Annotated in this window: 20 protein-coding genes; 1 reads left to right on the top strand and 19 read right to left on the bottom strand. The window is 69.2% G+C overall.

Annotation, left to right across the window (positions count from 1 at the left end; translation table 11 throughout):
* Window positions 1-50: 50 nt before the first annotated feature.
* From BLW05_RS25540 to BLW05_RS25450, 19 genes are read right to left on the bottom strand one after another with little or no spacing between them, the layout of a single operon-like run.
* A complete protein-coding gene (locus BLW05_RS25540; protein ID WP_093166378.1) occupies window positions 51-947 on the bottom strand; it encodes an ATP-grasp domain-containing protein in 897 nt (298 codons plus the stop codon).
* A complete protein-coding gene (locus tag BLW05_RS25535; protein WP_093166377.1) occupies window positions 944-1,648 on the bottom strand; it encodes a hypothetical protein in 705 nt (234 codons plus the stop codon). Before BLW05_RS25535 ends, BLW05_RS25540 begins: the two co-directional genes overlap by 4 nt.
* Window positions 1,641-4,580 (bottom strand): DUF6519 domain-containing protein, encoded by a 2,940-nt coding sequence (locus BLW05_RS25530; RefSeq protein ID WP_093166376.1) that lies wholly within the window; start codon window positions 4,578-4,580, stop codon window positions 1,641-1,643. The genes BLW05_RS25535 and BLW05_RS25530 overlap by 8 nt, the downstream gene beginning before the upstream one ends.
* 18 nt (window positions 4,581-4,598) lie before the next feature.
* Window positions 4,599-6,620: a hypothetical protein gene (locus BLW05_RS25525; RefSeq protein WP_093166375.1), complete on the bottom strand. Its 2,022-nt coding sequence runs from the start codon at window positions 6,618-6,620 to the stop codon at window positions 4,599-4,601.
* On the bottom strand, window positions 6,617-9,427 hold the full coding sequence (locus BLW05_RS25520) for a putative baseplate assembly protein (RefSeq protein ID WP_093166374.1): 2,811 nt from the start codon (window positions 9,425-9,427) through the stop codon (window positions 6,617-6,619). Before BLW05_RS25520 ends, BLW05_RS25525 begins: the two co-directional genes overlap by 4 nt.
* Entirely contained in the window at window positions 9,424-11,892 is a 2,469-nt protein-coding gene (locus BLW05_RS25515; protein ID WP_256330490.1) for a putative baseplate assembly protein, read from the bottom strand. Before BLW05_RS25515 ends, BLW05_RS25520 begins: the two co-directional genes overlap by 4 nt.
* The gene (locus tag BLW05_RS25510) at window positions 11,892-12,251 is read right to left on the bottom strand and encodes a GPW/gp25 family protein (RefSeq protein WP_093166372.1); all 360 of its coding nucleotides are present in this window, start codon (window positions 12,249-12,251) and stop codon (window positions 11,892-11,894) included. Before BLW05_RS25510 ends, BLW05_RS25515 begins: the two co-directional genes overlap by 1 nt.
* Window positions 12,251-12,571: a hypothetical protein gene (locus BLW05_RS25505; RefSeq protein ID WP_093166371.1), complete on the bottom strand. Its 321-nt coding sequence runs from the start codon at window positions 12,569-12,571 to the stop codon at window positions 12,251-12,253. Before BLW05_RS25505 ends, BLW05_RS25510 begins: the two co-directional genes overlap by 1 nt.
* The gene (locus BLW05_RS25500) at window positions 12,571-13,068 is read right to left on the bottom strand and encodes a phage baseplate assembly protein V (protein ID WP_093166370.1); all 498 of its coding nucleotides are present in this window, start codon (window positions 13,066-13,068) and stop codon (window positions 12,571-12,573) included. Before BLW05_RS25500 ends, BLW05_RS25505 begins: the two co-directional genes overlap by 1 nt.
* Window positions 13,065-14,201 (bottom strand): hypothetical protein, encoded by a 1,137-nt coding sequence (locus BLW05_RS25495; protein ID WP_093166369.1) that lies wholly within the window; start codon window positions 14,199-14,201, stop codon window positions 13,065-13,067. Before BLW05_RS25495 ends, BLW05_RS25500 begins: the two co-directional genes overlap by 4 nt.
* A gap of 2 nt (window positions 14,202-14,203) precedes the next feature.
* Window positions 14,204-14,491, bottom strand: coding sequence for a LysM peptidoglycan-binding domain-containing protein (locus tag BLW05_RS25490; protein ID WP_093166368.1), 288 nt, complete (start codon window positions 14,489-14,491; stop codon window positions 14,204-14,206).
* A 3-nt stretch (window positions 14,492-14,494) separates the two neighbouring features.
* Window positions 14,495-15,166, bottom strand: a complete 672-nt coding sequence (locus tag BLW05_RS25485) for a hypothetical protein (RefSeq protein WP_093166367.1) — start codon at window positions 15,164-15,166, stop codon at window positions 14,495-14,497.
* Window positions 15,163-15,387 carry a hypothetical protein gene (locus BLW05_RS36070; protein WP_093166366.1) on the bottom strand — a complete coding sequence of 75 codons (225 nt, stop codon included), beginning with the start codon at window positions 15,385-15,387 and terminating at the stop codon, window positions 15,163-15,165. Before BLW05_RS36070 ends, BLW05_RS25485 begins: the two co-directional genes overlap by 4 nt.
* Window positions 15,384-17,384 (bottom strand): ATP-binding protein, encoded by a 2,001-nt coding sequence (locus tag BLW05_RS25475; protein WP_093166365.1) that lies wholly within the window; start codon window positions 17,382-17,384, stop codon window positions 15,384-15,386. Before BLW05_RS25475 ends, BLW05_RS36070 begins: the two co-directional genes overlap by 4 nt.
* Window positions 17,381-18,598, bottom strand: coding sequence for a Pvc16 family protein (locus BLW05_RS25470; RefSeq protein WP_093166364.1), 1,218 nt, complete (start codon window positions 18,596-18,598; stop codon window positions 17,381-17,383). Before BLW05_RS25470 ends, BLW05_RS25475 begins: the two co-directional genes overlap by 4 nt.
* The gene (locus BLW05_RS25465) at window positions 18,595-19,389 is read right to left on the bottom strand and encodes a hypothetical protein (protein ID WP_093166363.1); all 795 of its coding nucleotides are present in this window, start codon (window positions 19,387-19,389) and stop codon (window positions 18,595-18,597) included. The genes BLW05_RS25470 and BLW05_RS25465 overlap by 4 nt, the downstream gene beginning before the upstream one ends.
* Window positions 19,386-20,126, bottom strand: a complete 741-nt coding sequence (locus tag BLW05_RS25460; protein ID WP_093166362.1) for a hypothetical protein — start codon at window positions 20,124-20,126, stop codon at window positions 19,386-19,388. Before BLW05_RS25460 ends, BLW05_RS25465 begins: the two co-directional genes overlap by 4 nt.
* Before the next feature lie 30 nt (window positions 20,127-20,156).
* Window positions 20,157-20,669 (bottom strand): phage tail protein, encoded by a 513-nt coding sequence (locus BLW05_RS25455; protein ID WP_093166361.1) that lies wholly within the window; start codon window positions 20,667-20,669, stop codon window positions 20,157-20,159.
* Between the two features lie 10 nt (window positions 20,670-20,679).
* Complete coding sequence (locus BLW05_RS25450) at window positions 20,680-22,233, bottom strand: phage tail sheath family protein (RefSeq protein ID WP_093166360.1); 1,554 nt, start codon at window positions 22,231-22,233, stop codon at window positions 20,680-20,682.
* Between the two features lie 239 nt (window positions 22,234-22,472).
* On the opposite strand from BLW05_RS25450, the gene BLW05_RS36315 reads away from it, so the two are divergent.
* Window positions 22,473-24,068: an eCIS core domain-containing protein gene (locus tag BLW05_RS36315; protein ID WP_093166359.1), complete on the top strand. Its 1,596-nt coding sequence runs from the start codon at window positions 22,473-22,475 to the stop codon at window positions 24,066-24,068.
* The last annotated feature ends 10 nt before the right edge of the window (window positions 24,069-24,078 follow it).

The raw sequence follows: 24,078 nt of genomic DNA, 5'->3' as shown, positions 1-24,078 counted from the left end.
AGCGGCGAGCCAGGTGCGCGCGGTGTCCACGGGCTCGTCGGTCGGGCCCCTCAAGCCTCGCTGAGCAAGCGCGCCGTGGCGCGCGCAAGGGGCTCATCGTCCTCGTCGTCGTAGAAGGTGAAACCCGGCGAGGGGTTGACCTCGAAGCAGACCCAGTCGCCGCGCGGCTTGCGTCGCAGGTCGATCCCGGCCATCACGAGCCCCAGCGAAGCGGCGAGCGCACGCAAGCGGGCCGCGAGGTCATCGGGCACCGGCCAGGGACGCAATCGAACACCGGCTGCGCCGGCATAGCGGTAGTCGTCGGCCTCCGATTCGATCGCGTGGCCGTGGACTTCGTTGCCGATCACGTGCACGCGGTAGTCGGTGCCGGGGACGTATTCCTGGAACTGGGTGGGGCAAGTGGACAGGCGCGCCAGCCGGTCGACGTCTTCTGCCGACAGGCGCGAGACGATGCTGCGCACGCCGCTGCAGGACTTGTAGATGACGCTGCCATGCCGCTTCCAGAACTGGCGAAGCAGGCCGGCGTCGTTCGTCACGAGCGTGTCGGGCACCGCGAAGCCGGCTTGCGCGATCAGCGCCGCCTGGTAGGGCTTGGAACTGTTCGAGCCCATCGCGGACAGCCGGTTGACCACGCGTGCCGGGGTCAGCTCGAGCCAGCAGGCCAGGGCCTCGTCGATGGCGGCAGCGTGCTCGGTGCGCACCGAGTCCTGCGGCCTCGCATAGGCCGAGCGGATGCGGTGCAGTTCGCAGCGCTGGTCGCCGACCTGGACCCAGCCGGAGAGGGCACCGTCCAGTTCGATGCCGATCGAGGTCTCTCCGGAGCGCGTCTGGTCGACGAGGAACATCGGCGTCCCGAGCCGGCTCAGCGCGGTGCAGACGGCGGCGATCGGAAGATCGAGGGGCGATCCCCAGAGCAGCACGGGGCCCGTCGCGCGGTGCTCGCTCATGGCAGACATTCCATCAAGGCGTTGCCGATCGCCTCGTCGGAGAGATCGGGCCAGGGGTCGGCACCGACGAAGCATGCGTCGCGGTCGTCCGCGTCGAAGTACACGCCGAGCAGCGCCATGCCTGCGCTGTCGGCCAGCCGCCGCGCATGCGATCGCAGTCGCGGATGCCCATCGCCGAGGATCGTCGGGCCGATGACGTCGAAGCGAACGCAGCCCGCCGGCACGGTGTGCTGCGTGGGCATGGTCGAGCCCGCGCGCAACTCGCGCCGCACCGGAACCGCGGGCACGTCCAGGTCGAGTGCGCGTTTCGTCCACTGTTGCTGGCACCACGCCGGCCCCGAGAGCGAGGGAACGCGAGGGCGGTTCACGACCGGACACGCCAGCGCCGACAGCCAGGCGCCGAGGAACGCGGTCATCTCGCTGGCCACGTAGCCGCGATCGGCCTCGGCCACGTGGGGCAACTGCGTCGGCGCGACGGCGGAGAGCCGGGTGACCACGCCGCGAATCATCGAAGCGGGGAGGGCGAGCCCGTCCACGACGGCGACTGAAGCGGCCGGGTCTCCGACGCGATGACACCAGCCCGCCAACGAGAGATCCGACGGCTTCAGCAGCCGAGCGCCATCCTTGTGGTGGCGCATGACGAAGGCCTGCGCCGCGACATCCTGCGCATCCGCGAGCACCAGCAGCGGCCGCTCAGCCACCGTTGCTCTTGCCCGGGTCGGTGGGCGCTGCGGGTGCAGCCGTAGGCCCGACGTCGGGCCGCTGCGCGGGTGCGATGAAGGAGCGCTGCAGGATGACCGGCGAAGAGATCACCGCGGGGCCCGCGATCACCGGGCCGGCCACCGCCGGGCTCAGCACCACATCCCGGACCTTCTCGGCGAGCGCCACCTTGTCGATGCGCACCGCCTTGTCGGCGGAGGCCTCCTTGTCCTTGTCCTTGTCTTTCCCCTTGACCCGCACCGTCACCGCGGCCTGGGCGGTGCGCCGCGGGTCGGCGATGCTCGTCGCGACCACGTTGAACACGCCGGCCGCGCCCGGCGCCACGTAGTTGCCCGAGGCGCTGATGGAGCCGCCATTGCAGCTCCAGGTCACCCCGGTGTCGACGCCGCCCGGGATGGCAACCCCGCTGCTGCTGACGCTGGCCGTGAACTGCTGCGAGGTGCCGGCGAGCAGCAGCGCGGTCGGCGGAGACACGGCGACGGCCAGGACCACGACGGTGAAGTTCGTCGTGAGCGAGGTCGTCAACTGCGAATTCGGGATGGCCGGCACGCTGGCCGCTACGTTCACCACGCTGCTCAACGTCGGTGCGGACACCGTGATCGTGAAGCTCGCGCTGGTCTGCCCGGCGGGAATCGTGAGCGGATTGCCGCCGTTCAGCACGACCGGGATGGACGGGGCGCTGCTGGCCGCCAGCGTGACCGTCACCGGCGACTGCGCGACGCTGGCGAGCACGACCTGCCCGGTCACGGCGCCGTCGCCGAGCAGCACCGTGGCGTTCAGCCCGAAGCTGCGCAGCGAGACCGGCGTGGCGGCCAGCTGCAGGGTGAACCAGCTCTCGAAGTCGCTGTAGCGTCGGCCGCAGCCGGAAGGAAAGCTCAGGTCGGTGCGCAGGCTGTTGGTGCGCGAGGCGCTCAGCCCCGGCTGGCCGCGGACTTCGCCATCGAGGTAAAGCCGTTCCTGGCCGAGGTCGCCCCAGATGAAGTTGCCCTTCATCCGCACGCGCACGCGCGCCTGCCCGCCGCTCAGTGCGTTGACCACGCTCTGGGCCGCGGGACTGGGAACCCAAACAAGGGTGTTGGTCTTGGGCTGCCAGCTGATCGGGTTGCCGGACAGCACCACCGGCACCGGCATCGTCAATGGGGGTTGCGCATTGGCGGGCTGGTTCGGCACCGGTGTCGGAATCTCGACGGTGACGACCATCGAATTGTCGGAAGCGGTCATCAGCGCCACGCTGGTCGGCACCGGTGTGCCCGTGCCCGGGTCGAGGTTGACGCTGTACTGCCCGATCGGCGCCCCGTCCATCGAGATCGACAGGCCGGCCACGAACTGCGAGAGCGACAGCACATCGTCGTTCTGCCAGCTGATCCCGGTGACGTGAAGCGCGGGAGGCACATGGGTCAGCGGCGCGAAGTTGCGGCGGCAATCCGTGATGAGGCTCCCGGCCACGGCGCCGCTCCAGCGCAGCAGCCCGATGCGGGCGAAGTGATGCACGACGCCGCCCGGCGGCTGCGGGGCGGCGTGGTTCCACTCGACGCTGGCCGTGGCGCCCGAACGCGCGGGGATGAGCCAGTAGTCGCCTGTGGCGTACTGGCCCGCGGTGAACTGCACCTGCACCCCCTGTTCGAGCTCCAGCCAGCCGCCACCGCCGGCCGGCACCACGGTGGCGCCGCCGTCCCAGCGCCGCATCTTCGGATTCAGCGACGGATCGATCGGCGTCGGCGACGCGGCAAAGGTCAACGTCGAGGTGGCGGGCTGCACCGTTGCGATCTGGATCAGCTGCCCGGGCCTGCCATGCAATTCGTCGGCGTCGCCGATGATCTCGACCCACTGGCCGTTCGCCAGCCCCAGGGCGTCGTCGGGGCCGGTGCTGTCGACGGTCAGCGTGCTGCCGTTGAACGACCGGATGTGCGTGACCACGCTGCCGTTGTCGCGCGACCATTTGAAGGTCGCGTTGCCGTCGGTGCCGGCGCCATGGATCTCGACCCGGTAGAGCTGGTTGTCGAGTCCGCGATAGCCGCCTCCGGGCGGGATCAGGCAAGGGCCGGTCTGCCCCAGCGAAGGTGCGGCGCGGGCGGAGAGCGCGCCACTGCTGCCGCCGGTCAAGGCGTCCCATTCGGGGAAAGCCGTTCCACAGGCCGGCGCATCGGCCTGGGGCGGCGTGACGGCGAGGAGCTTCAGCTGGCAGATGGTCTTCGCGCGCACGGCCGTGTCGGGGCCGCCGAGCGCGCTCTCGCGGACGGCCGGATCGTCGAGCGCGCTGACCAGGCGGTGCCAGACATCGAGGTAGGCGACGTAGAGCCCCTTGGGCAGCGCGAGCACCGCCGGGTTGGCGCCGGCCGCGACCGTCGCGAAGTCGGGGCCCGGAAAGTCGGCTTGCGTGAGGTAGGTCGTGATCCGGCGAAGCACGCCGTTGAAGGCGCCGGTGGCCGGTGTCGGCGGCCGGGTGATCGCGGCGCCCAGCGTCAGCGTGAGCGCCCCGTCGGAGACGGCCACTGCGGTGATGCGCAGTATCTGCGACGCGTCCGACGTGACGTTCAGCAGCACCCACTGGCCGACGCGGAAGTCGGCGAGGTCCGACCGCGGCAGGGCCACCTGGGCCTTGCTGTCGCCGGTGCTGCTGAAGACGAGGCTCTCGCCCGGCTCGATCTCGCAGGGGATGCCGTCCACGTAGTAGCGGCCCGAGGTGATCGTCAGGTCGCTGCCGTCGGCGGTGAAGCCCAAGCCGAAGCCCGGATTGGCCTGCGGTGCGCCGCTCGGGCCGACCACGTCGATGCCGACGCGTTCGCTGCGGTGCGCGTGGATGAGCTGCTGCTCGTTCCAATCGGCGTCGACCTGCACCCGGCCCTGCTGCTGCAGCACGGCGCTGTAGTGCTTGCGCGGATCGAAGGTGTTGCGGCTGAAGTCGGCTTTCATGTCGTTCCTCCTCTTGGCTCAGTCGGCGAAGAGCAGGCCGCCGTCGAGTCCGACGCGCAGGTACTCCGCCAGGCGCAGGCGCAGGTTGCTCTCGCGCTGCTGGGCCATCTGTTCGTGATGGACGCCCATCTCGGCGCCGTCGTCCGCGCCCGTGCGGATCTCGTTCGCCGAGCGTCGGGCGAGTTGGCAATACGAAGCGTCGCCGTAGCGCAGCGAATCGAAGAGCGGCGCGACGCGGCTCGCATCCGCCGCCGCCGCGGGCTGGCAGCGGTAGCGGCGGGGCACGAGCGATTCGAGCGGCAGGTACGAGAAGCGCAGGCAACCCTCCTGCCGCCGCTCGGACCACACCGGTGCCGGCCATGGCGTGCCGCCGCCGGACAGGCTCGCGCGTGCATGAAAGATGCAGTTCGATGCCGCGCTGATCGCCGCGCTGTGGATGCGGCCGACGAGCGTGCAGTTGGTGGCCTGGAGCGCGCCGCCCGCCGCGTCGCCGTCGACGGCCGCATAGGCCACCGCGGCCGGATCGCCGGCGTCGACGATGCAGTTCGTCAAAGTCACGCTGCACTCCGCGCCGATGCGCAGCGCGCCCACCACGCAATGGTCCAGCTCGACCCGCGTGCCCTTCGTCTCGACGATCAGGCTCGCCGCGCCGGGATGCGCGGCGCTGCCGTCGCTCTTGAGCGTCGACCCGGGAACCAGGGTGCAATGCACCAGCCGCAGGGTGTCGATCCCCTGTCCGCTGGCGGTGGCCGCGAGATGCAGCGCACCGCCGCTGATGACCAGCCCGTTGAGCGTCAGTTCGGAACCGGTCGCGCCGCTGATCTTCAGCTCGCCCGCCAGTTGCAGCACGGGTCGTGTCTGGTCCGCGGCACGCAGCTCGACGTCGGCATTGGCCGCGAGCGTCACGGAAGGCGTCTCGACCCAGGTCGCGCTGCCCGGAAACTGCACCGCACCGCCAGCCGCAACCGCCGTAATCGCCGTCTGCACGCTCCCGCTCGCGGACTTCACCTCGATCACGGGTTGAAGGCCGAGCGAAAGGGTCGACAGCCGCTCGTACTCGCCGCCGCCGATGTCGGATTCGCTGGCGCGATGGAACCACACCTGCAGCGGCTTCGGCGGTGCCGTGGCGAATGCGATGCGCCCGCGCTGCGGATCGATCAGCACGCTCCCGGGCGCGGGAACGTGGGCCCACTTCGTTCCCGCCGCATCGAGGTCCGACAGATCAGCGGACAGCAGCACCGTGGCCGCGGGGAGACCACCGATGAACAGCGAAAGGTCCGGTCCGTAGAAGCTCGTAAAGCTGGCCGCCAGGGCGCGGCGGCTGATCGGCACCGGCAAGTTCGATTCGCGCGCCAGCGGTGCGTCCGGCGGCAAGGGCAGCGGACGGTTGAACAGCTGCGTGTCGGCGCCGAGCGGATCGAAGAAGAAGCGCAGGTCGTCCAGCGCGAAGGCCGTGGCCTGCGACAGGCCGGCGCTTTTCTGGGTCCACAGGTGGATGCCGACGTTCGGCAGGTTCCAGCGTCCGCCACAACCGAGCCCGCGCATCTCGGCCGTGCGGGCCGCGCTGTCGAAGGGCGAGCCGATGCGCGCAAGGACCGGCTGGCGCCGCATGTCGACCGTGCCGCCGGCGCCGGGGCGCACGTGCTTCACGCACTGGGTGACCGCGAGCCCGAGAAAGTACTCGACGACATGGGCGTCCCAGCCCGTGACGTCGCGCGCCAGCCGCTCGAGCACGGTGATCGTGCCCTTGCCGCGCCGCAGGTTGATGGTGTTGGCCACCTCGGCGCGCGGGCTGCTGACGGTCGCGGTCACGCCGTTGAGCTGCCGGTAGCCGATCAGATCGCCGATGTAGGGCACGACCCAGTCGGCGCAGGTCTCGATGAACTGGTCGTCGTAGAGCTGGGCCAGGTCTTCCTGCAGCACCTGCACCTGCTCGGCCAGCACGTCGAGCAGCCGCGCGAGCGTGCCGCCCTGGTCGGCATCGCGCAGCCTGTAGATCGCAGGCAGCAGTTGAAGCAGGGCAGCGCCGTCGAGTGTCATGGGGGTGCCTCCGCCCAGGTGGCGACCAGGTCCAGCGGTCTCGGATCCAGCGTCAGCAATTCGGCGGCGAGGACGCTCGCATCGGCGCCCACCTGGGGCAAGGCCGCATCGATCTGCGCGTTCTCGCGCAGCACCGCAAGCCGCGCGGCCGCCACGAAGAGGGCCGTGTCGGTGCGCCGCAGCGCGGAGACCTGCACTGCCACCACGCCCGGAACGCCCTGCAGCAGCGCGATGATCTCGCTGCGCGTCACGGCCTGGCCGAAGCTGCGCCGGGCAAAGGAGAACGCATCGCGCGCGGCCTGCTGTGCGGCGGCCAGCACGGCATCCATGTCCCGGGCCGGATCGACCATGAGGTTCGCGCTGAAGGTGAAGGCGCCGCGCCGGTAGCTGCAGAGCCTCACCGGCACTCCCGGCTCCGCCGAATCGCCGATCGCGCTGAGCAGGTGGCCGAACACGGCGCCATCCGATTCCACCTCCGCGCCGTCGATGCCGGCGACCGTGAGGAAGACGCCGCGTGTCTGCCCATGCCAGGTCCAGGTGGCGAGCGCCTTGGCAATGCCGCCGAATGCGCGGGCGAAGTCCTCGTAGTCTTGCAGCGAGACGATGCGCCCGAGCGTGCTCAGGCCCAGCGCGGCGTTCGTGCGGATGTCGTCGGCCGTCTCGGCGTCGGTGCCGCCCGTGGCCGGCGTCGGATTGATGACGCCCTGAACGCCGAGCGGCCGTGTCTGCAGCAGCGTGAGCTGGCCCGCCGCGACATTGCCGACCGCGCCGATGCCCTTGCGGTAGCTGGCGACGATGTTCTCGGTGCCGGTCGCCGGCCGCGCGCCGTTGACGCCGTCGCCGAAACCCAGGCTGGTGCTGCCGTCGTCGTTGAGGCGGGCGACGTAGACGCGGTCCCCGGGGCCACGGCCGTAGAAGTCGTGGACCTCGCTCCATCGCACGCCGTTCACGCGCAACGCGAGGGTCGATGCAACGCCGCTCGGCGTCGCCGCGCTGACGTAGGTGAGCGGCGCTTGCCGCAGCGTGAAGCGTTGCGACGGCACGCTCGCATTGCCGCTGCCGAGCACCTCGCTCACCGTGCTGCCGTGGGTGGCGGCCGTCACGTTGCCGTTGATCGTGACGGTCTTTCGCACATAGGCCTGCGTCAATGCGCTGACCAGCGTCAGGGTCGTGCCGCCATCGGCGCCGATCGCATGCTCGACCGACTGGATCTGCACCATCTCGCTCGCGTGGTTGCCGGGCGAGTCGGCGAGTTCGCCCGTGACGATCAGCCGCTGGCCGGCGTAGAGCCCGTCGACCCAGGTGTCGAGATCGATCTGGCTGCCGGCCGGCAGCGGGTCGTCGTTCGGCAGGCGCGCGAGCGGCAGGGCCTCGCTCTCCGCCTGCAAGGCGGCGCCGCGGTAGCTGCTGAAGTTCGGGTAGGTGAGCGACACCGGCCCGCTGTCGCTCTGGCCGACCACCGACAGCCGCAGCTGAGTGACCTTGCCGCTCATCGTGTATTTCGCGATGCCGTGTTCGGCCACGCCGTCGACGTTCGCGACGACCCAGTGGTCGCCCTGGCTGTCGCTCCATCTCAGCGCGGCAAAACTGGGGGCGGCGTCGCCGCCCGGCGCGATGCGCGGGTAGATCGCGTCGAGCAGCGGGACCAGCGCGTCGGCGGGCGGCTGCCAGTCGCCACCTGTGCTGATGTCGTCCTTGTACGCGGTCGTGGTGGTGGCCGGCAGGCTGCGCGGATCGGGCGCGTTGTAGCCGAAGAGCGAAGCCTTCGTGCGCAGCGCGTAGACGCTCGGCGCAACCGGAGGAGTCCACGCGGCGAGCGTCCTGAACAGATGGGTGAGCTTCAGTCCAAGGCGCCAGCCCAGGATGTGCAGGTCGTCCGCGCGCGCAATGAAAGGTGCCTTGGAGGCCAGCACCTGCTGCGTCACGAAGGACCAGTTGCGTGGGGCTGCGAAGGTGCTGGCGATGTGGAGCGGCACCGTGTCGACCCGCAGCGACTCGAGGGCGATGAGAGGACGCAGCCTGTGCGGCGGAGGCGGCGCGGGTGCCGGCACCGGGGCCCCCGAGATCGCCGGGCGCAGCGTGATGCGGGTCTGTTGCTCGGCCGCCATCGGCGTCACGCCGGACACCGTGCGCAGCACCGGGCGGCTGCCCGGCTCGCTCGGTGCCACGACCACGCTGTCACCCGGCTTGAGGCCCGTCGAGACGCCGCTCAGCAGAACATCCGTGGTGTCGGCATCGACCGTCTGCGTCACGCTCAGGCTCGGACGGAAGGCGTTCCACTCGACCCTCGCCGGAACCGTCTCGATCGTCTCGAATGTCTGCGGCAGGCCGCCGGGCAGCGGGATGCTCTGCACGCGCGTGCCTGCGGGAATGTCGACCGATGTCGAGGGCGAACCGGGCGTTCCGGGCGCCTGCATCATCGTGAAGGCGAGCCAGGTGCTCGCGGCCACGCCGGGTTGCGGCACATAGCCGACCAGTTCCGCAAGTCCCGCGAGCGATCGGCGTTCGGTGGCGGTGCGCAGGAAGGATTCGTTGGCGATGCGCTCCTGATAGAAGCCGAGCACGTCCGCCACGCTGGCCCAGGCGTCGATCAGGCCGAGGGTGAAGTCGCCGGGGTCGCGCGTGCGCAGTTCGGGCAGCGTGCCGAGGCGCGCCTGCATGCTCTCCTTGAAAAGAGGCTGCGTGCCAACGCGATAGCTGATGGACGACAGGCCCGCGCGGTTCGTCACGATCCCCGGCGTCTGTGGCGAAACGCCGGCGCAGGCGCCGCAGGTGTCGAGCGGATCCGAAGCAGAGGTTGAGCTCATTTCCCACCCCTCACGACGAAGCTGAAGACGCCGCGTTCCGGAAAGTCCGGGTTGTTGTCCAGGCGCGCCACTTCGAGCCGCCCGATCGGCAGCACGCCCGCATCGAGCGCCGCGCGGCCCGGTTCGCCGCGCCGCTGGAAGGTGGTGATCTGCACCGAGGCCACGCCATCGATCGCCATCGCCGCCGCATACAGCGGGCTCGTATACACGTCCTGCCCGATACGGAAGTTGTCGGGGTGGAAGAGACCGAGCCGGCCATCGGGCCGCATGCGGCTGTTGAACACCTGCGACAGTGCCTGCGCGACCTCGGCGCCGAAGTACTCCGGCTTCGCCGTGACCTGCATCGCGATCTCCAGCGGCACCGCGATCGGCGCCTCGATCTCCAGGTCGTGGCCGGCCATGCGCAGGCTGTCGAGCGACTGCGCAAGGCGCGCCTCCGCCGCCGCGTCCAGCGAGCCGCCGCCAAAGGGATCGACCGTGACGAAGACACTGCGCCAGCTCCCGGTCCACCGCATGGTGGCGGCTGCGCTCTGCACGCCGGGGAGTTGGGTGGCGAGGCGCGCGTAGTCGTCGGTCGTGACCGCGCGCTGCTGCGTGCGAAGCGCGTAGGGCGCCTTGGCGCGCACCGAGGCGATGCTTTCGGGTTCGGCGCCGCCGCTGGCCGGAAGCGGCTGGCGGACACCGACGACGGCCGGGTCGTCCGTCACGATGCGCACCAGCGTTCCGGCGCCGACGTTGCCGGCGCTGCCCGTGCCGGTGCGGTAGCTGGCGCTGAACTGCGTGCCGGGCGCCGGCCGCCTTCCATGCGTGCCATCGCCGAAGCGCAGCCACGCCGCGCCCGCGTCGTCGGGCTCGACGACGAAGTGCGGGTCGTCCGCGTGGCTTCCGAGCAGGTCCTGCTGCGCGAACCAGTCGACCGACTGGCCTTCGAGCTTGCCGGTGAGCTGGATCGCGGGCACGGCGCCCGATGCATCGGGCTGCTGCAGCGCTGCGGCGGAAGCGCCGAGATCGGCAGGATCGAAGAGCACCGTCCAGCTCACTGGCGACTGCGCCAGCCGCGGGCGGAAGCGCGGCGGTACCGGCTCGCGCTGCGATGCGGTGCACATGGTGCCGCTCGCTGCCGGCGCGCGAAAGAGCGTCGGCCGGGGCACCTCGCCGATGGCCTCGGTCACCGCGAGGCGCTGCCCATGGTCGGCCATCACGATGTTGCCGCGGGCCACGCTGATGTCGCTCACATCGGTTTCCGTGCTGTTCTTCTGGATGCGCGCGGACAGGCACAGCGGAAAGGCGAGCGCGTCCTCTTCGGCCCATGCGATCTGCGTGACGAGCTGCTTGTAGAGCGGGTCCTGCAGCGGCTGGCCCTTGGCGTCGTCGATCGTGACGCTGACCAGACGCACCGCCTGGCGGTGGGTCGGGTCGGCATCCACGGGCAGCCCCGTCTCGGGCCCGAGCACTTCCTCGAACACCAGCACGTTGCCCGGCTTCAGCTGGACGAAGCGGCCGCGCAGGGTGGCCCGTGTCGCGCCCCGGGGCAGCGCGCAGCGACGGTCGCCCCAGGTGTGGAAGCCGATCTGCTGGTGGACCTGGAAGAGCGTCGCGGCATGCAGGGTCTCGAACACGACCGGCTGGGCTGCCACCGCAGCGGCGTACGCAGTCTTCGCAACCACCGGCGTGGCGCCCGTCTTGCCGCTGAGAATCGGCGTGTGCGCCGGCAGCGTCACGTTGTCCGCCTGCACCTGCACTTGCACCCAGGCGCGGGCGCTGCAGCCCTCCTGCATGAAGTAGTCGACGAGGCGGGCGTGTCGCCGCACCGAGGTGCGAAGGCGTGCCGTGCCGAGGTAGGCCTCGGTCGCCACGGCATCCTGCTGGTAGCTCAGGTAGTCGCCGACGTACGCGAGCATCTCGACCAGTGCCACGCCCAGGTCGGCGACGTGGCTTTCCTGCCAGCCGGGCACCTGCGTGGCGAGGCGGTCGAGCATGAGCTGACGGAAGCCCGCGTAGTCCTTCGCCAGGTAGTTCAGTTCCGGCACGACGGGCACTGCGGGCGCGCAGCTCGCGGCCGGCTGGCAATCGAAAGGCGAGGGGCAATCCACCTTGAACGAGAACTGCGCGGACGACAGCACCGGGTCCATCCCCGTCATCGGCAGGCCGCTGCCGTCGGGCTGCACGAGCTGGAGCGTGTAGGTCGAGAAATCGCCGGGCTGGTTGACGTGCAGCACCAGCACGTTGTTGTCGTAGGTGGGCGGCTGGTCGACCACGATGCCGGTGAAACGCTCGCCACCGCTGATGCGCACGTTGGCCGCCGCGATGCCCGCGGGCGCCGGGGCGCGCAGGAAGTGCACGCGCAGGCCCTGCTGGAACTGCACGCCCACGTCCACCACCTCGACGAAGTCGATGCCGTTGAGCGTGGTCGAGTTCGCAACGTCGATGCGTCGCTGGGCGTCGCAGCAGAGCGTCTGGTCCATCATCCACCTCCGCGTGTGAACTCTGCGGACATGCGCTGCTGCGTCGCCAGCACGACGTACTGGACGGTGACGGTGACCGTGCTGTCCACGCTCTCGACCTGCACGCCGGTGAACTTGATCAGGTCGCCCAGCCACTGCTGCAGGGCACCCTGCACGAGGAACTGGGTCGCGGTCGCCAGTTCGGGGCTCGTCGGCGCGAAGAGCAGTTGCGCCAGTCCCGTGCCGAAGGTCGGGCGGTTCACGCGCTCGCCTGGTGCGGTGAACAGCACCTGCTCGATGAGATCGCGAATGTGGTCGTCGCCCGACGCCTGGGCCGTCCGGCCCTGCGCGTCGAATCCGTAGGGATAGCCGAGCTGCATCACGTTCCCCTCACGCGGATCTGCGACGGCGCGACCAGTACACCGGTGCCGTTGGGCACGCACTGCGCCTGGCTGTCCACCAGCAGCACCGCCGCGCCGCCGGCCCTGACGCGTGTCGCGACGGTGGTCCACATCACGTTCACGCATGGGCTGGGCGCGCCCGAGACATTGAAGACGCAGGCCGAGACCATGTGGGCCGCAGCCTGCGTGACCACCGCCTGCTTGTTCAACTTGACGCGCGGGAAGGGCACGGTCGCCTTCGCCTGTCCCCCATGCATGCAGGTCACCATCGAAGTCTGGTCAAGCACGAAGCCGGGCATCAGATGACCTCCAGCGCGCCATCGTTGATCGACACGCCCGTGCTCCCGATCGCGATGCTGAACGCAGCCATCGCGAGCTTGATGCCATTCGCATCGAGCGTGAGCTTGAGCGGCACCGCCACCGCCGGGGGACTGACCTCCAGGATGAAGCCGCCCACGCCGGGCAGGTCGCTCATCTGCAGGCTGATGCAGTCGGTCTTGAAGACCTTCATCTCGGCGACGGCCGGCATCGCGGGCACCTCGCCGGCGCCCCAGAAGCAGCCGCTCCAGATCGGCTGCTCGGGATTGCCGCCCTCGAACTCGACCCAGATGTTGGCCCCGACCGGCGGCACCGCGAAGAAACCCACGCCCGAGCCGCCATAGGGCGCGCAGGGCAGGGCCCATGACAGCGTGCCGTCCCCGAGCACCGCCGCGACGCTGACCTGCACGCGGCCGAGCATCATCGGATCGACGTTGTTCTCGACCTTGCCGCGGTACTTGCCGTAAAAAGGATTCATGGCCTCACCACCGGGACAGTCGATCCCCAGCCTTCGCGCGCGAGCGTGAACGATTGCGAATAGTTTTCCTTGCGGATGCGGTGCCTGACGTTCTTCACGTACCAGAGACCATCGTGCAGGTAGCCCGCCCCGCGCACGCCCACGATCCCGCGCGGCTGCAGGATGTCGCCGTAGCGCAGCGCATCGAGCTCGCCGTTGGCGACCACCAGGTCCATCGAATCCTCGAGCAAGGCCTGGGCGCGCCCGTACGCCTGCATCCCGTCGATACCCGTCTCGCGGAACTGGGTGGTGCGGACGTTCGGCTGGTCGATGAGCCACGCCGGCAAGGCGGCGAGCGGCGGCCGCAAGCTCGCGAAGAGCCGGATCGGCAGCTCCTGGTTGGTCAGGCGGTCCTGCACCTTGCCGCTCACCTGCGTCGGCCCGAGGCCGTTGCTGTGGACGGTGAAGTCCGAGACGTTGGTGTTCGGCCCCATGTTGACCGTGATCGCGCTCTGCGGGAGTCCCGCGCGCACGCGTGGTCCCCAATAGGCGGTGTTGGTCATCGGCACCGGACCGGGCACGATGTAGAACACGTAGCCATGGCGCAGCGCCAGGAAGCGCAGGTGTTCGAGATCGGTGCGCATCTGCACCGGCACACGGTCGATGGGCAGCGGTGGGTCGATCACCGGCGGCGGGATCAATTCCGGAATGAGGCCGTACTCGGCATAGCTGCCGATGAGCTTCAGCGCCACGAGGCCATCGTCAAGGCCCACGTGCTCCGCGCTCTTTTCCTCCAGGTCCAGCTTCACGCTCACGTCATCGCCCGTCAGGGTCACGAACGAGCGGCCCGGCTCGTCGCTTGGTGAAAACTCGCGCTGCGTCACGAAGCCGTCCATCAGCACGCGCGGCGTGGCGTTGAAGGTGACGATCACGATCACGCGGTTCCAGGTTTGCAGCAGGGGACTCGCAAGCAGGGGATAGTCGAGCAGGTCGAGGGGCCCCGAGCGTCCGACCTGGAAGCGGATCTGGAAGCCCGAGCGCTCGTCGCCGGTGTGCACCTCCACTTCCTCGAGCGCCTCCATCAGCATCACGGGCGCCGGCACCGGCACCGAGGGGCCGATGAGCAAGGTCAGGTGGATGCCGAGGAAGTCCATGTTCAGAACTGTGGCGATGCGATGCGCAGCACGCGGCCGAGCGTCGCGGTGAGTTCGAAGGGGTCGAGCGCATCGTTGGCATCGCAGATGCGCCAGTACTGCTCCGGGTCGCCGAAGGTGCGCGCGGCGATCAGGTCGAGCCGGTCGCTCTGCGTCACCGTCACGCCCATCACGAGCGGCATGCTGCTGCCCGGCGGCAGGAAGCGCCGGCTGAAGTAGCTGACGACACGCCCGTCCGCACCGACATGCGTGAGGACCGGCAGGCTGGCATAGCGGCTTGTGGTGGCCATGGTCTACATCCCCGTGCTGACGCCGCCGCTGAACGACAGCGAACCCGACGCCGACGCATTGCCGACCGTGTTGAGCGTGGCCATCGTTTCCTTGGCCACCTGGTGCGCGAGGAAAAGCGCATAGCCGGGATGCGTGATCGGCAGGTCGTTGTAGCTGAGCACGCGAAGCCCGAGCTGCACCCTCGCGCGGGTCGGGTTGAGATTGACGTCGTAGGCCTCCTCGGTGATCGAGAAGGTGCTGATGCGCACCGGCAGCACGCGCTGCGGCCCCCAGATGAACAGCGTGAAGGGGGCGGCCGGCGGAATGATCTCGATCGTGCCGACAGCCAGCAGGATCGTGTTGGCGATCACGAGGCTGCTCTTGGGATAGACCAGCATCTCCAGCGCCGAGAGCTGCGGGTAGATGCCGGAACTCACGGCCAGCGGGTTCGCCTGCTCGAGCTGGTCGGTGGCATCGATCTCGACATCGAGCGAAATGGTCTCGACCGGTGCGCCCTTCAGGCGCAGTGCTTCGCCCCGGTCGCCGTCGTCCGAGCGCGTCGTCTGCGCCTCGATCTGGCGCGTCATGGTGTCCGGGTTGTACTGGAAGGTGATGATGCTCGCGAGCGGATTGAAGGGGTCGATGCCGACGATCGCACCCTTCACGAGCCGCGGCGAACCGGGAAAGCTGCTCATGGCCGGCCTCCACGCGATGCGCCCGGGATGGCTTGATGCACGGCGGCGGCGATGCGCTGTTCGAGGCGCTGGCCCTGCCGCTCCGAGGCCGGGATGCGCTGCGCCGAATCCATGCGCTGCGCCAGCGCCTGCGACACCGCGCGCGCCAGCCGGTCGCGATCGTGCGCGGGGCCGCTGGCCGGATCGATGACCAGCTGGTCGATGTGCAGTTCGATCTTCATGCGTGCGCTCCTTGCGTGGCCGCAGGCCGGAAATCCGCTTCGTTGATGGGCCGGCCGAGCTTGAGAAGCTCGCTGCGCGCGGCGTGGTAGACCAGTTCCATCGTCACGCTGCTGCCGCGGTGCGCTGCGAGGAAGGCGGCGTTCAGCGCGATGCTGTGGATGCTTCCGCCGGTGCAGTCGAGGCGCGCGAGCTGCACCGGGTCGAGTCCCTCGGTCGGCGTGTCCGCCGGGAAGGCGCGATGCCACATCAACGCACGCTCGCGCGGACCGGGATAGGTGAAGGGCACGACGAAGCGCAGCCGCCGCATGAAGGCCGAGTCGAGCGAGCCCTTGAGATTCGTCGCCAGGATCGCCAGGCCGCGGAAGGCTTCGATGCGCTGCAGCAGGTAGTTGGTCTCGATGTTCGCGTAGCGGTCATGGCTGTCGCGCACCTCGCTGCGCTTGCCGAACAGCGCATCGGCCTCGTCGAAGAAGAGGATCCCGCCGCCGTCCTCCGCGGCATCGAAGATGCGTTGCAGGTTCTTCTCGGTCTCGCCGATGTACTTGCTGATCACCGCCGAAAGATCGATGCGGTAGAGGTCCAGGGCCAGTGCGTTGGCGATCACCTCCGCCGCCATCGTCTTGCCGGTGCCGCTCTCGCCGTGGAAAAGCGCGCTCAGGCCAAGTCCGCGGCTCATCTTGCGCTCGAAGCCCCAATCCCCGTAGACCCTGCGGCGCAAGGCGACCTGGGCCACGATCTGGCGCAGCAGCGACAGCGAATCTTCGGGAAGCACGATGTCGTCCCAGCCGACCTTGGGCTGGATGCGCTGCGAGAGCAGGTCCATCTTCGAATGCGCGCCCTGGCGGCACGCCATCCAGAGCACCGTGTCGATGCCGTTGTCGCTGGCGTCGAGGTTGCCGGGATCGTCTCGATCCCGGAGCCCGGCACTGCGCGCCATCGAAGCGATCTGCGGCAGGTTGAAGTTGAACTGGCTCGCCAGGCGCGACGCGAGCGCCTCGCGCTCTTGCCCGAGCAGGTCGACCCAGGCCTGCGTCTGTTCGGTGGCGGTGGGCCGGTCGATCGCCATCACGAGAAGACCCTCGCGGCCGCCGGCACCGAGCGCGTGTGCGTCCCGCGTCGCGACGAAGGCCAGCTCCCGCAGGCGGTCGAGCACGTGGCCCAGCACTGCGGCGCTGGCATCAGACGACTCTCCCGGCGCCACGTCGTGCGCATCGATGTAGAGCGCGAGCGGCATCAGCAGGCATTCGCGCCGCCAGATCCTGCACCAGGCGTCGAGGTCGATGCTTTGCGTGGGCAACGCGGCGAGTCCGATGCGTTCGAGGCGCAAGCCCACGCTCGCCGCAACGTGGCCCGCCACCAGTTGCTTGCTCGTCGAATCGATGCCGGTCAGCTGCAGCGTGGGCGCGGGCCCGCCGCCTTCGAACCTGCGGACGAATGCGAGGAGGGTGTCCGCCGCCGACTGCTGCGAAGGCGGCAGCGGCTGAAGGTCGTCCGTGGCCACGGGCAGCAGCGCGGGCGCGATGCGTTCGTCCATGCGATTGAGGCCCTTGACGAAGTCGACGATCCGGTCGTCCGCCCGGAGGGCGCTCATCGTCAGTGGCGTCGCGCCGCTGGCGTGCACATCGACCAGATGCCAATAACGCAAGGGCCGCTGGGGCGAAAGCGCTTCCCAGGCGGGATCGTCGAACAGCACCATCGCCAGCGCGAAGCTCGGACTCGGCCGCGAAGCCTCGCCGAGCGCCTGCGCGCAGAGCGCGCCGATGCGCGTATCAAGCGCGGCTGCGACGCACAGCAGCAGCACGTTGCGCTCGAAGTCCGAAAGACCCAGTCGTTGCTGCAGGACGACGAGCGTCGGCACCGGAACGATGTCTTCCGCGTCACCGTGAACTGAACGCTCCGGGCGCTCGGCCAGGCGCTGCAGGCGCTCGCGCAGCCACGCGAGCGCTGCGCCGAGTGCAAGCTCGTTGCTCTGGAGGGGCGTGGCGCCGGCGTTCATGTCAGTGTCACCGTCGGGCCCACGAACTGGTTGAAGGTCGGGCTCGCGGGCGCCGTGTCCGTCACCAGGGCGCTGCAAGCGCCGTCGACCATCACACGGGCCAGGTAGCTGCGCGCGACGAAGCCTGAGGGAATCGGGAACGAGACCGTGTCGCTCGTGTCCGGATCACCCGGCGCATGCGGTGCAGATGCGACCTGCTGGTCGTCCAGCAACAGGACGACGCGTTGACCGCGGCCGACCGCCGGCGCCACGGACAACTGCAGCATCGCGCCACGCGCGCCGCTGATCGGCGACGACGTGGTGATGCTCGGGCTGAGCATGAAGGCCGCGGCGTTCGACTCGAATCCCACGCCCGGATGCGCCACCGGCGGCGTGCCCAGCGGCACTTCCTGCACCACACGCACGGTGTTCACGCCGGCCGGAACGCCGACCGGCAGCGTGAAGGAGAGGGTGCGATCGTCGATCGTCGAAGGCGTCACCCGGAGCCCGGCCACGATGACCTGTGTCGTCGCTGCACCGAGGTTCCAGCCCGCAAGCGTCATCGTCGCACCCGGCGCCGCGACCTGCGGCGTCACCTGTTCGATCGACGGGGTGCGAAATGGCGAGACGACGATGCTGGCGCTGCGCACCGGCGGCGCGACCTTCGCGGGCCTGGCGCTGTCGATGAGCACCACCGAGGCCTCGTACGCGGCGGACAGGCGGTACTGCGTCTGGTAGGCCATCCAGAGCTTCGACATTTCCTCGAAGCCGAGCGAGTGCGGCGTGATGCGCACCCGCTCGATCTGGCCTTGTACGTCGGCCGCACCCAGGGCGTCTGCGAGATCGGACGGCATCAGCAGCGGGTTGTCGTGCAGGGCCAGCATGGCGCGGCCCAGGAGCAGCTGCGCGATGAGCTCGTTGTCGTCCTGTCCGAAGGCGGTGAGCATGTAGTGCAGGTTGAGCGCGAGCGGCGGTTCGCCACCCGCGGGGCCGCCGCGCGGTGGCAGGCCGTTGCTGAGCGCCGGGTTGGGCACCGTGCTGTAGAGGTACAGGTTGAGCAGGTTGCCGTTGGCCGAGAAGGTCCGCACCTTGTCCAGCGGCAGCGTCGTCACCTGGATCTGCGTGGTGGGCACGGTGTCGGCCGGGAGGTTGGCGGGCAAGGGCGCCTGCAAGGCCCGATTGACCAGCGCACGCAGGCCTCGGGTCACGCTGGCGATGGCGAGCGCGCTGCTCATCTCGCGCGTCCTTCGGTGCGGCGCTGCAGGTAGTCCTGCAGGCTCATTCGCGGCGCGGCGCGCTTCGGCTTCGCGGCAGGTTGGCGCGGCGGCTCGGGTGCGCGGACTTCGAGCCTTCCGATCGTGACTTGCACGACGGACGGGCCGTCGTCGACCGCGGCGGCTTCCGGCCTGTCGCGTTGCCGCGGCATGGGCGTGGGCTGCGCCGCCTGCGCAGGCGTGCGCGTGTCGATCGCAGCTTCTGCAAGCCGCTCGACCGGCGCGCGCCAGTGTGAGATGCGGTCTTCGATGGCTGGCGGCACGGCCGCGTCTTTCGCTGTCGGCGTGGCAGGGACGGAGGCCGGTGCCGCAGCCGACATGGCGCGATGCGATACGGACGAGTGCAACTGCGGCACCTCGACAGTCTCGGGCGCCGGCACGACACGATCCTGGCGTGACGGCGCGCGAACCTGCTTTGCTTCGGCAGTCGACGCATCGAGGGTGGAAGGCGTGGCGGGCACGACTTTCGTGATGGGAGCGGGCTGCCGGTCTGGCGTGGTCCCCGTGGCTTCGACATGCGGCGGCGTGTCCGATGCGAAGTGCCGGACGGCTTCGCTCCGGTCTTCCGCCGCAAGCGGCGTCTGCGCGCGCCTCGATGGCATGGGCAAGGCGTCCGCCTCGCCGGACGTGCCGGCTTCATCCACGAACGCGGCAGGCGCGTCGACAACCTCGAAACGCGAGAGGGGACGCGGCCGGATGTGGCTCCGGGGTTCGACGAGCCGCGCTGCAAGCCGGTCGAGGTAGCCCGTCACGACGACACCATTCCAAGATAGGCATCACGGCGGATGCGGCTCATCGCGAGGATGTCCGCTTCGCTCCAGCCGTAGTGCGAGGCGAGCGCATGGACTTCCGCGAGCAGACGCGGCGCGCGAGCCTCGACCTCGGCCCAGCAGAAGGCGCAGAGGTCCAGCGGTTCGTTCAGGACCGCATCGCATGCGGGGCAGGGCATGGAGATCATGAGCTCCGCGGCAGGGTCGGCGGACTCCATGCGCGCGGCCGCCTCCTGCAGCAGCGCCGGGGGCAGCGCTTCCGGCGCGACGGTCTCGCCCGTCGGCGTCGTGCAGACGAGGCAGCGTTGCAGCAGTGTCGTGTAGGCCTGCGCGGCGTCGTGTCCGTCACTGGCCGCGATGCTGTCCGCCACGGTCGGCAGATGCATGTCGACGCGATAGTCGTGCGTCTCGATCGATGCCGGCTGCGCGACTTCGGCCGGGTCGGGCCATCCCGCCGAGAGCGCGCGGGCGTCGAGTTCGAACTCGAAGGTCTCGCCGCACTGCGGACAATCCGCGACGCAGGAGAGGCGAGGGCCGAAGCAGCGCGCATGCAGATCCAGCAGCCGGCGCTCGCGTTCACCGAGGCGCATGCCGGCCAGTTGATCGCTCGTCATGCCCGGCGCCACCACCGCGAGCAGCGCCGCCGCGCGGCGCGGCAGCGTCTGCCGCCGCATGGTCTCCCACACGTGGAGCAGGTCGGAGTCGGCCAGGCTGCTCATGGCACAGGCGCTGCGAATCAGGCAGGCCCGTCAGACGGTCGGCTCGGTCGGTTCAACGACGGAGGTGTCGCGCGACCAGCCCTCGTTCTCCAGCTTCAGGTGCTGGATGGCGATGGCGTTCGCGTTGGCGTCGAGATCGGGCAGGGCCTGGAACTCGGACACCCAGCAGCGGTACACGTTGTAGGCCAGCACCTTCTGGCCCGCCTCGTTGTAGACCTCGATGATGATGTCCTTGCGGAAGTCCTTCAGCGAGACTTCGGCCCCGAGGCCGCCGCCGAAGTTCCAGACCTTGTTGGCCCACTTCTCGAACTCGGGGTCGTGCGTGACGCCGCGCTCCAGCGTGATCGCATCGAACTCCGTGCGTCCCGGCGACTTGTGCGACGTGCTGGGATCGCCGCCGTCGCGATGCTTGACCACCTCGGTCGTCTTCTTGAGCATGCCGACCTTGCTCACGCCAGCGACGTACTTGCCATCCCACTTCACCCTGAACTTGAAGTTCTTGTAGGGATCGACGCGGAAGGTGTTGACGGTGAACTGGGCCATGGTGTTCTCCTCAGGCGGTGATCTGGCCGGCCATCTGCTGCAGGCGGATCACGACGAATTCGGCAGGCTTGAGCGGCGCGAAGCCGACCAGGATGTTCACGACGCCGAGGTTGATGTCGTTCTGCGTCGTGGTCTCGCTGTCGCACTTGACGAAGTACGCCGCCGCCGGCGTGTGGCCCTGGAAGGCCCCTTGCCGGAAGAGGTTCTGCATGAAGGCGCCGACGTTGAGCCGGATCTGCGACCACAGCGGCTCGTCGTTGGGTTCGAACACGACCCATTGGGTGCCGCGATAGAGGCTCTCCTCGATGTAGAGCGCGAGCCGGCGCACCGGCAGGTACTTGTAGTCGTCGGCCAGCAGGTCCGCACCGCGCATCGTGCGCGAACCCCACACCACGCGACCCGACACCGGGAAGGAACGCAGGCAGTTGATGCCGAGCGGATTCAGCACGCCGTTGTCGCCGTCGCTCAGGTTGGCCTGCAGGCCCTGCACGCCATTGAGCGCCGCATCGAGGCCCGCAGGCGCCTTCCACACGCCTCGCGTCCCGTCGGTCCGCGCAATGATGCCGGCCACCACGCCGCACGGCGCGAACACATCCGGTTGCCCATTGAGTTGCGGATCCGACTTGATGACGCGCGGAAAGAAGATCGCCGCGTTGCGGGCCGCATCGCCGGTCAATCCGAGGCTGGCCACGCCGGTGTTCGGATCGGAAGCCTTCGCGGCCGCGGTCTCCTTGACCTGTCCCCATGCGGCCAGCGGGTCGACCAGCAACACGGCGCGGCGCGACGCGCAATAGGCCATCGCCGCCTGATAGACAGCCGCGGCCGTGTCGCCACCGCGCGTGTCCGGCGGGATGCACATCAGGTTGAAGAGATCGGTTTTGTCGAGCGCGAAGATGCCTGTCTTCAGGCTTGCGGACCCCAGGTAGTCGCTGTTCGCGAGGTGGGCGCTGTCGACACCGCCTGCGAATGAAACCGTGCCGGGCAGGGGGCGCGTTGCAGGCGCGATCCAGTGGCCGTTGCTGTCGAGGGCCACCTTCACGAGGAGCGAGCCGCTGTCCAGCACACGCGCCACGAAACGGGGGCTCGCGCTGTTGGAGGAGACGTTCAGGAACTTCTCGGTGGCGCCACCGGCCTGCGTGATCGTGAGGTTGTAGAGCGTGGTGTCGCCCGGGTCGCGCGTGGCGTTGTCGACGGTCGCTTTCAAGCCGTTGCCCCATGTCCCCGGACTCGACGCGACGAGGTCCAGCGCCTCGTTGTTCGCCCCGCCGGTGACGAGCGCGGCCGCAGCGGCCGCGGCGCCCGATTGCAGGCGCACGATGACGGCCTGGCTGCCGCCATTGAGGTAGAAGTCCTGAACCGCATAGCTCAGCGGATAGTCCATCTGGACGCCACCGAACAGCCGTTCGAAATCGCCGAAGCTGGTGATCAGCGCGGGCTCGCTCACGGGTCCCTGCGATGTCCTGCCGATGAACGCGGCGATGGAGGTCGCCACGCCGGTGATGGTGCGCACCCCGCTCGGCACCTCCTCGATATAGACGCCGGGGGACAGCAATGCGGATGGCATGGTCGACTCTCCTTATTGCAGATCGATCGATCGACGTGAAAAAGGCGAGCCGACATTAACCGCGTGAATCGCGAACCGCAATAGACTGACGGCTATAGGCACAGCCCATGTTCGCCCCGACGTTGGCCTTTCGTTTTCAATCGGTCGCCGGATCGCCGATCCGACGCAAGTGCGCTGCGTGCGAGCGGGAAGATGAGGGCCTTGTCCGCAGGAAGGCCACCAGGAGTGGGTTCGGCACGATGCTGAGGGTCAGCAGCCCTTCCGATGCCGAGGAACTCGAAGCAGATCGCGATGCGCAACGCGTCACGCAGACCTCCGAGCCGTCACGTGCCCGGTCCGGCACGACGCGTGAGCGCGATCCCGACTTCGCGCCGGCCAGCGTGAGCCAGGTTCTTGCATCGGCGGGCCGTCCGCTCGATGCGGACACGCGCGCGTACATGGAGCCGCGCTTCGGTCACGACCTGTCGGCGGTGCGCGTGCATGACGATGCTGCTTCCCGGCAGACCGCCGACCAACTCCACGCCGACGCTTACACCGTCGGACGTCACATCGTGTTCGGACCGCAGCAGTACGCACCCGGGACGAGCGCCGGCCGGTGGCTCCTCGCGCACGAGCTGTCCCATGTCACGCACGACGGCGCAACGCCGCGCGTGCATCGGCAGCCCCAGCGCACGGCGCCTCCGCCTGTCGCAGGCGGTAACGTGCTTTACGTCGGCATGAACAACTACGGCCCGGAAGTTGCCCAACTGGCCACGCAGTACACGGGCACCTCAGTGAAGATCACCAAGGTGACGCTGAGCGAGCACGAGGAGAAGACCGTCTCCGGTGGCGCCACCTACGACCTCACGCAGGACTCGGGCATCAAGGCCTTCGCCGCTGCGCAGTCGCTGGACGCGGCCCATACGGCGACGCTCGAAGCACTGTTGAAGAGCCAGTCCAGCTCCGACCGCGACGACCTCGCGCATGTCATCGCGGTCTATTCGGCGTGCGAGAAGGATGGCGTCGACCGGATGTCGCGCGTGGTGCTGTCGGGCCACAGCTATGGAACCAAGGTCTACAACGAAGACGCCAAGGGCGCGATCCTCTTCGACGCGCTGGTGTCGCTGGCCGGCATCTTCCCCAAGGCGGCCGCGCAGACCAGGCACCTGATCGTGCTGGCCTGCATGGCGGCGGAAGAGTCGACCATCAAGACGTACTACCTCAAGGCGTTCCCGAATCTCAAGACGGTCTCGGGCTGGACGTCGACCTGCCCGACCGGCGCCGGCGCGGCGTCCGCGCTCGGCACATGGGCTTCGCGCACCGACGCCGATCCCACCAAGCTGCCGGCGCCCCCGCAGGGGCAGGCCAACTGGGCGCTGGGCAACTTCCAGAGCGGCGACCCGGTCGACCCGGTGGCGCTGATGGCAGCACTGCGCGCGGACGACGCGAAGTTCGCGGACTACTTCGCGGGCACGAAAGTGGACCCGAACTCACACAGCGGCCCGTTGACCGACTACTACCACCGCGCGCGCAGCGCGGAGCAGCAGTCCGCCATCACGGGCGCCGATCACACCTACGCGGCCACGCATGCGGACCAGTCCTTCCGGCTTCGCTTCTGGCCCGGCATGGCGTCGGGCTTCTGGAAGAAATATGGCGCGACGGTGACGAAGGGATACGGCAGCGCCAAGGTCCCTGGGTTCGCGACGATGTCCCGCAAGGACGCGCTTGCGGCCATTGCCAAGTTCGATGCCGACGCGACCGGGGCGACCGCCGACAAGGCCGAAGCGAAGAAGCTTCTCACCAGCCTGCTGAACCTGGACCCCACGATCCTCAGCGACAACTGGTTCAATCCCTGAGCCGCGCGAC

This window comes from Variovorax sp. YR216, assembly GCF_900107745.1.
Lineage (GTDB): Bacteria > Pseudomonadota > Gammaproteobacteria > Burkholderiales > Burkholderiaceae_C > Variovorax.
Note: the sequence above shows the minus strand (reverse complement) of the source record. Positions and strands in the feature narration are given on the sequence as shown.

What these genes read in the sequence shown, in the direction of transcription:
- BLW05_RS25450 (WP_093166360.1), bottom strand. Translation starts at nt 22,233, where the DNA reads ATGCCATCCGCATTGCTGTCCCCCGGCGTCTATATCGAGGAGGTGCCG.
- BLW05_RS25460 (WP_093166362.1), bottom strand. Translation starts at nt 20,126, where the DNA reads ATGAGCAGCCTGGCCGACTCCGACCTGCTCCACGTGTGGGAGACCATG.
- BLW05_RS25485 (WP_093166367.1), bottom strand. Translation starts at nt 15,166, where the DNA reads ATGAGCAGCTTTCCCGGTTCGCCGCGGCTCGTGAAGGGTGCGATCGTC.
- BLW05_RS25470 (WP_093166364.1), bottom strand. Translation starts at nt 18,598, where the DNA reads ATGAGCAGCGCGCTCGCCATCGCCAGCGTGACCCGAGGCCTGCGTGCG.
- BLW05_RS25475 (WP_093166365.1), bottom strand. Translation starts at nt 17,384, where the DNA reads ATGAACGCCGGCGCCACGCCCCTCCAGAGCAACGAGCTTGCACTCGGC.
- BLW05_RS25455 (WP_093166361.1), bottom strand. Translation starts at nt 20,669, where the DNA reads ATGGCCCAGTTCACCGTCAACACCTTCCGCGTCGATCCCTACAAGAAC.
- BLW05_RS25510 (WP_093166372.1), bottom strand. Translation starts at nt 12,251, where the DNA reads ATGCAGCTCGGCTATCCCTACGGATTCGACGCGCAGGGCCGGACGGCC.
- BLW05_RS25500 (WP_093166370.1), bottom strand. Translation starts at nt 13,068, where the DNA reads ATGAATCCTTTTTACGGCAAGTACCGCGGCAAGGTCGAGAACAACGTC.
- BLW05_RS36315 (WP_093166359.1), top strand. Translation starts at nt 22,473, where the DNA reads ATGCTGAGGGTCAGCAGCCCTTCCGATGCCGAGGAACTCGAAGCAGAT.
- BLW05_RS25495 (WP_093166369.1), bottom strand. Translation starts at nt 14,201, where the DNA reads ATGGACTTCCTCGGCATCCACCTGACCTTGCTCATCGGCCCCTCGGTG.
- BLW05_RS25530 (WP_093166376.1), bottom strand. Translation starts at nt 4,580, where the DNA reads ATGAAAGCCGACTTCAGCCGCAACACCTTCGATCCGCGCAAGCACTAC.
- BLW05_RS25520 (WP_093166374.1), bottom strand. Translation starts at nt 9,427, where the DNA reads ATGAGCTCAACCTCTGCTTCGGATCCGCTCGACACCTGCGGCGCCTGC.
- BLW05_RS25540 (WP_093166378.1), bottom strand. Translation starts at nt 947, where the DNA reads ATGAGCGAGCACCGCGCGACGGGCCCCGTGCTGCTCTGGGGATCGCCC.
- BLW05_RS25525 (WP_093166375.1), bottom strand. Translation starts at nt 6,620, where the DNA reads ATGACACTCGACGGCGCTGCCCTGCTTCAACTGCTGCCTGCGATCTAC.
- BLW05_RS25490 (WP_093166368.1), bottom strand. Translation starts at nt 14,491, where the DNA reads ATGGCCACCACAAGCCGCTATGCCAGCCTGCCGGTCCTCACGCATGTC.
- BLW05_RS25505 (WP_093166371.1), bottom strand. Translation starts at nt 12,571, where the DNA reads ATGCCCGGCTTCGTGCTTGACCAGACTTCGATGGTGACCTGCATGCAT.
- BLW05_RS25515 (WP_256330490.1), bottom strand. Translation starts at nt 11,892, where the DNA reads ATGGACCAGACGCTCTGCTGCGACGCCCAGCGACGCATCGACGTTGCG.
- BLW05_RS36070 (WP_093166366.1), bottom strand. Translation starts at nt 15,387, where the DNA reads ATGAAGATCGAACTGCACATCGACCAGCTGGTCATCGATCCGGCCAGC.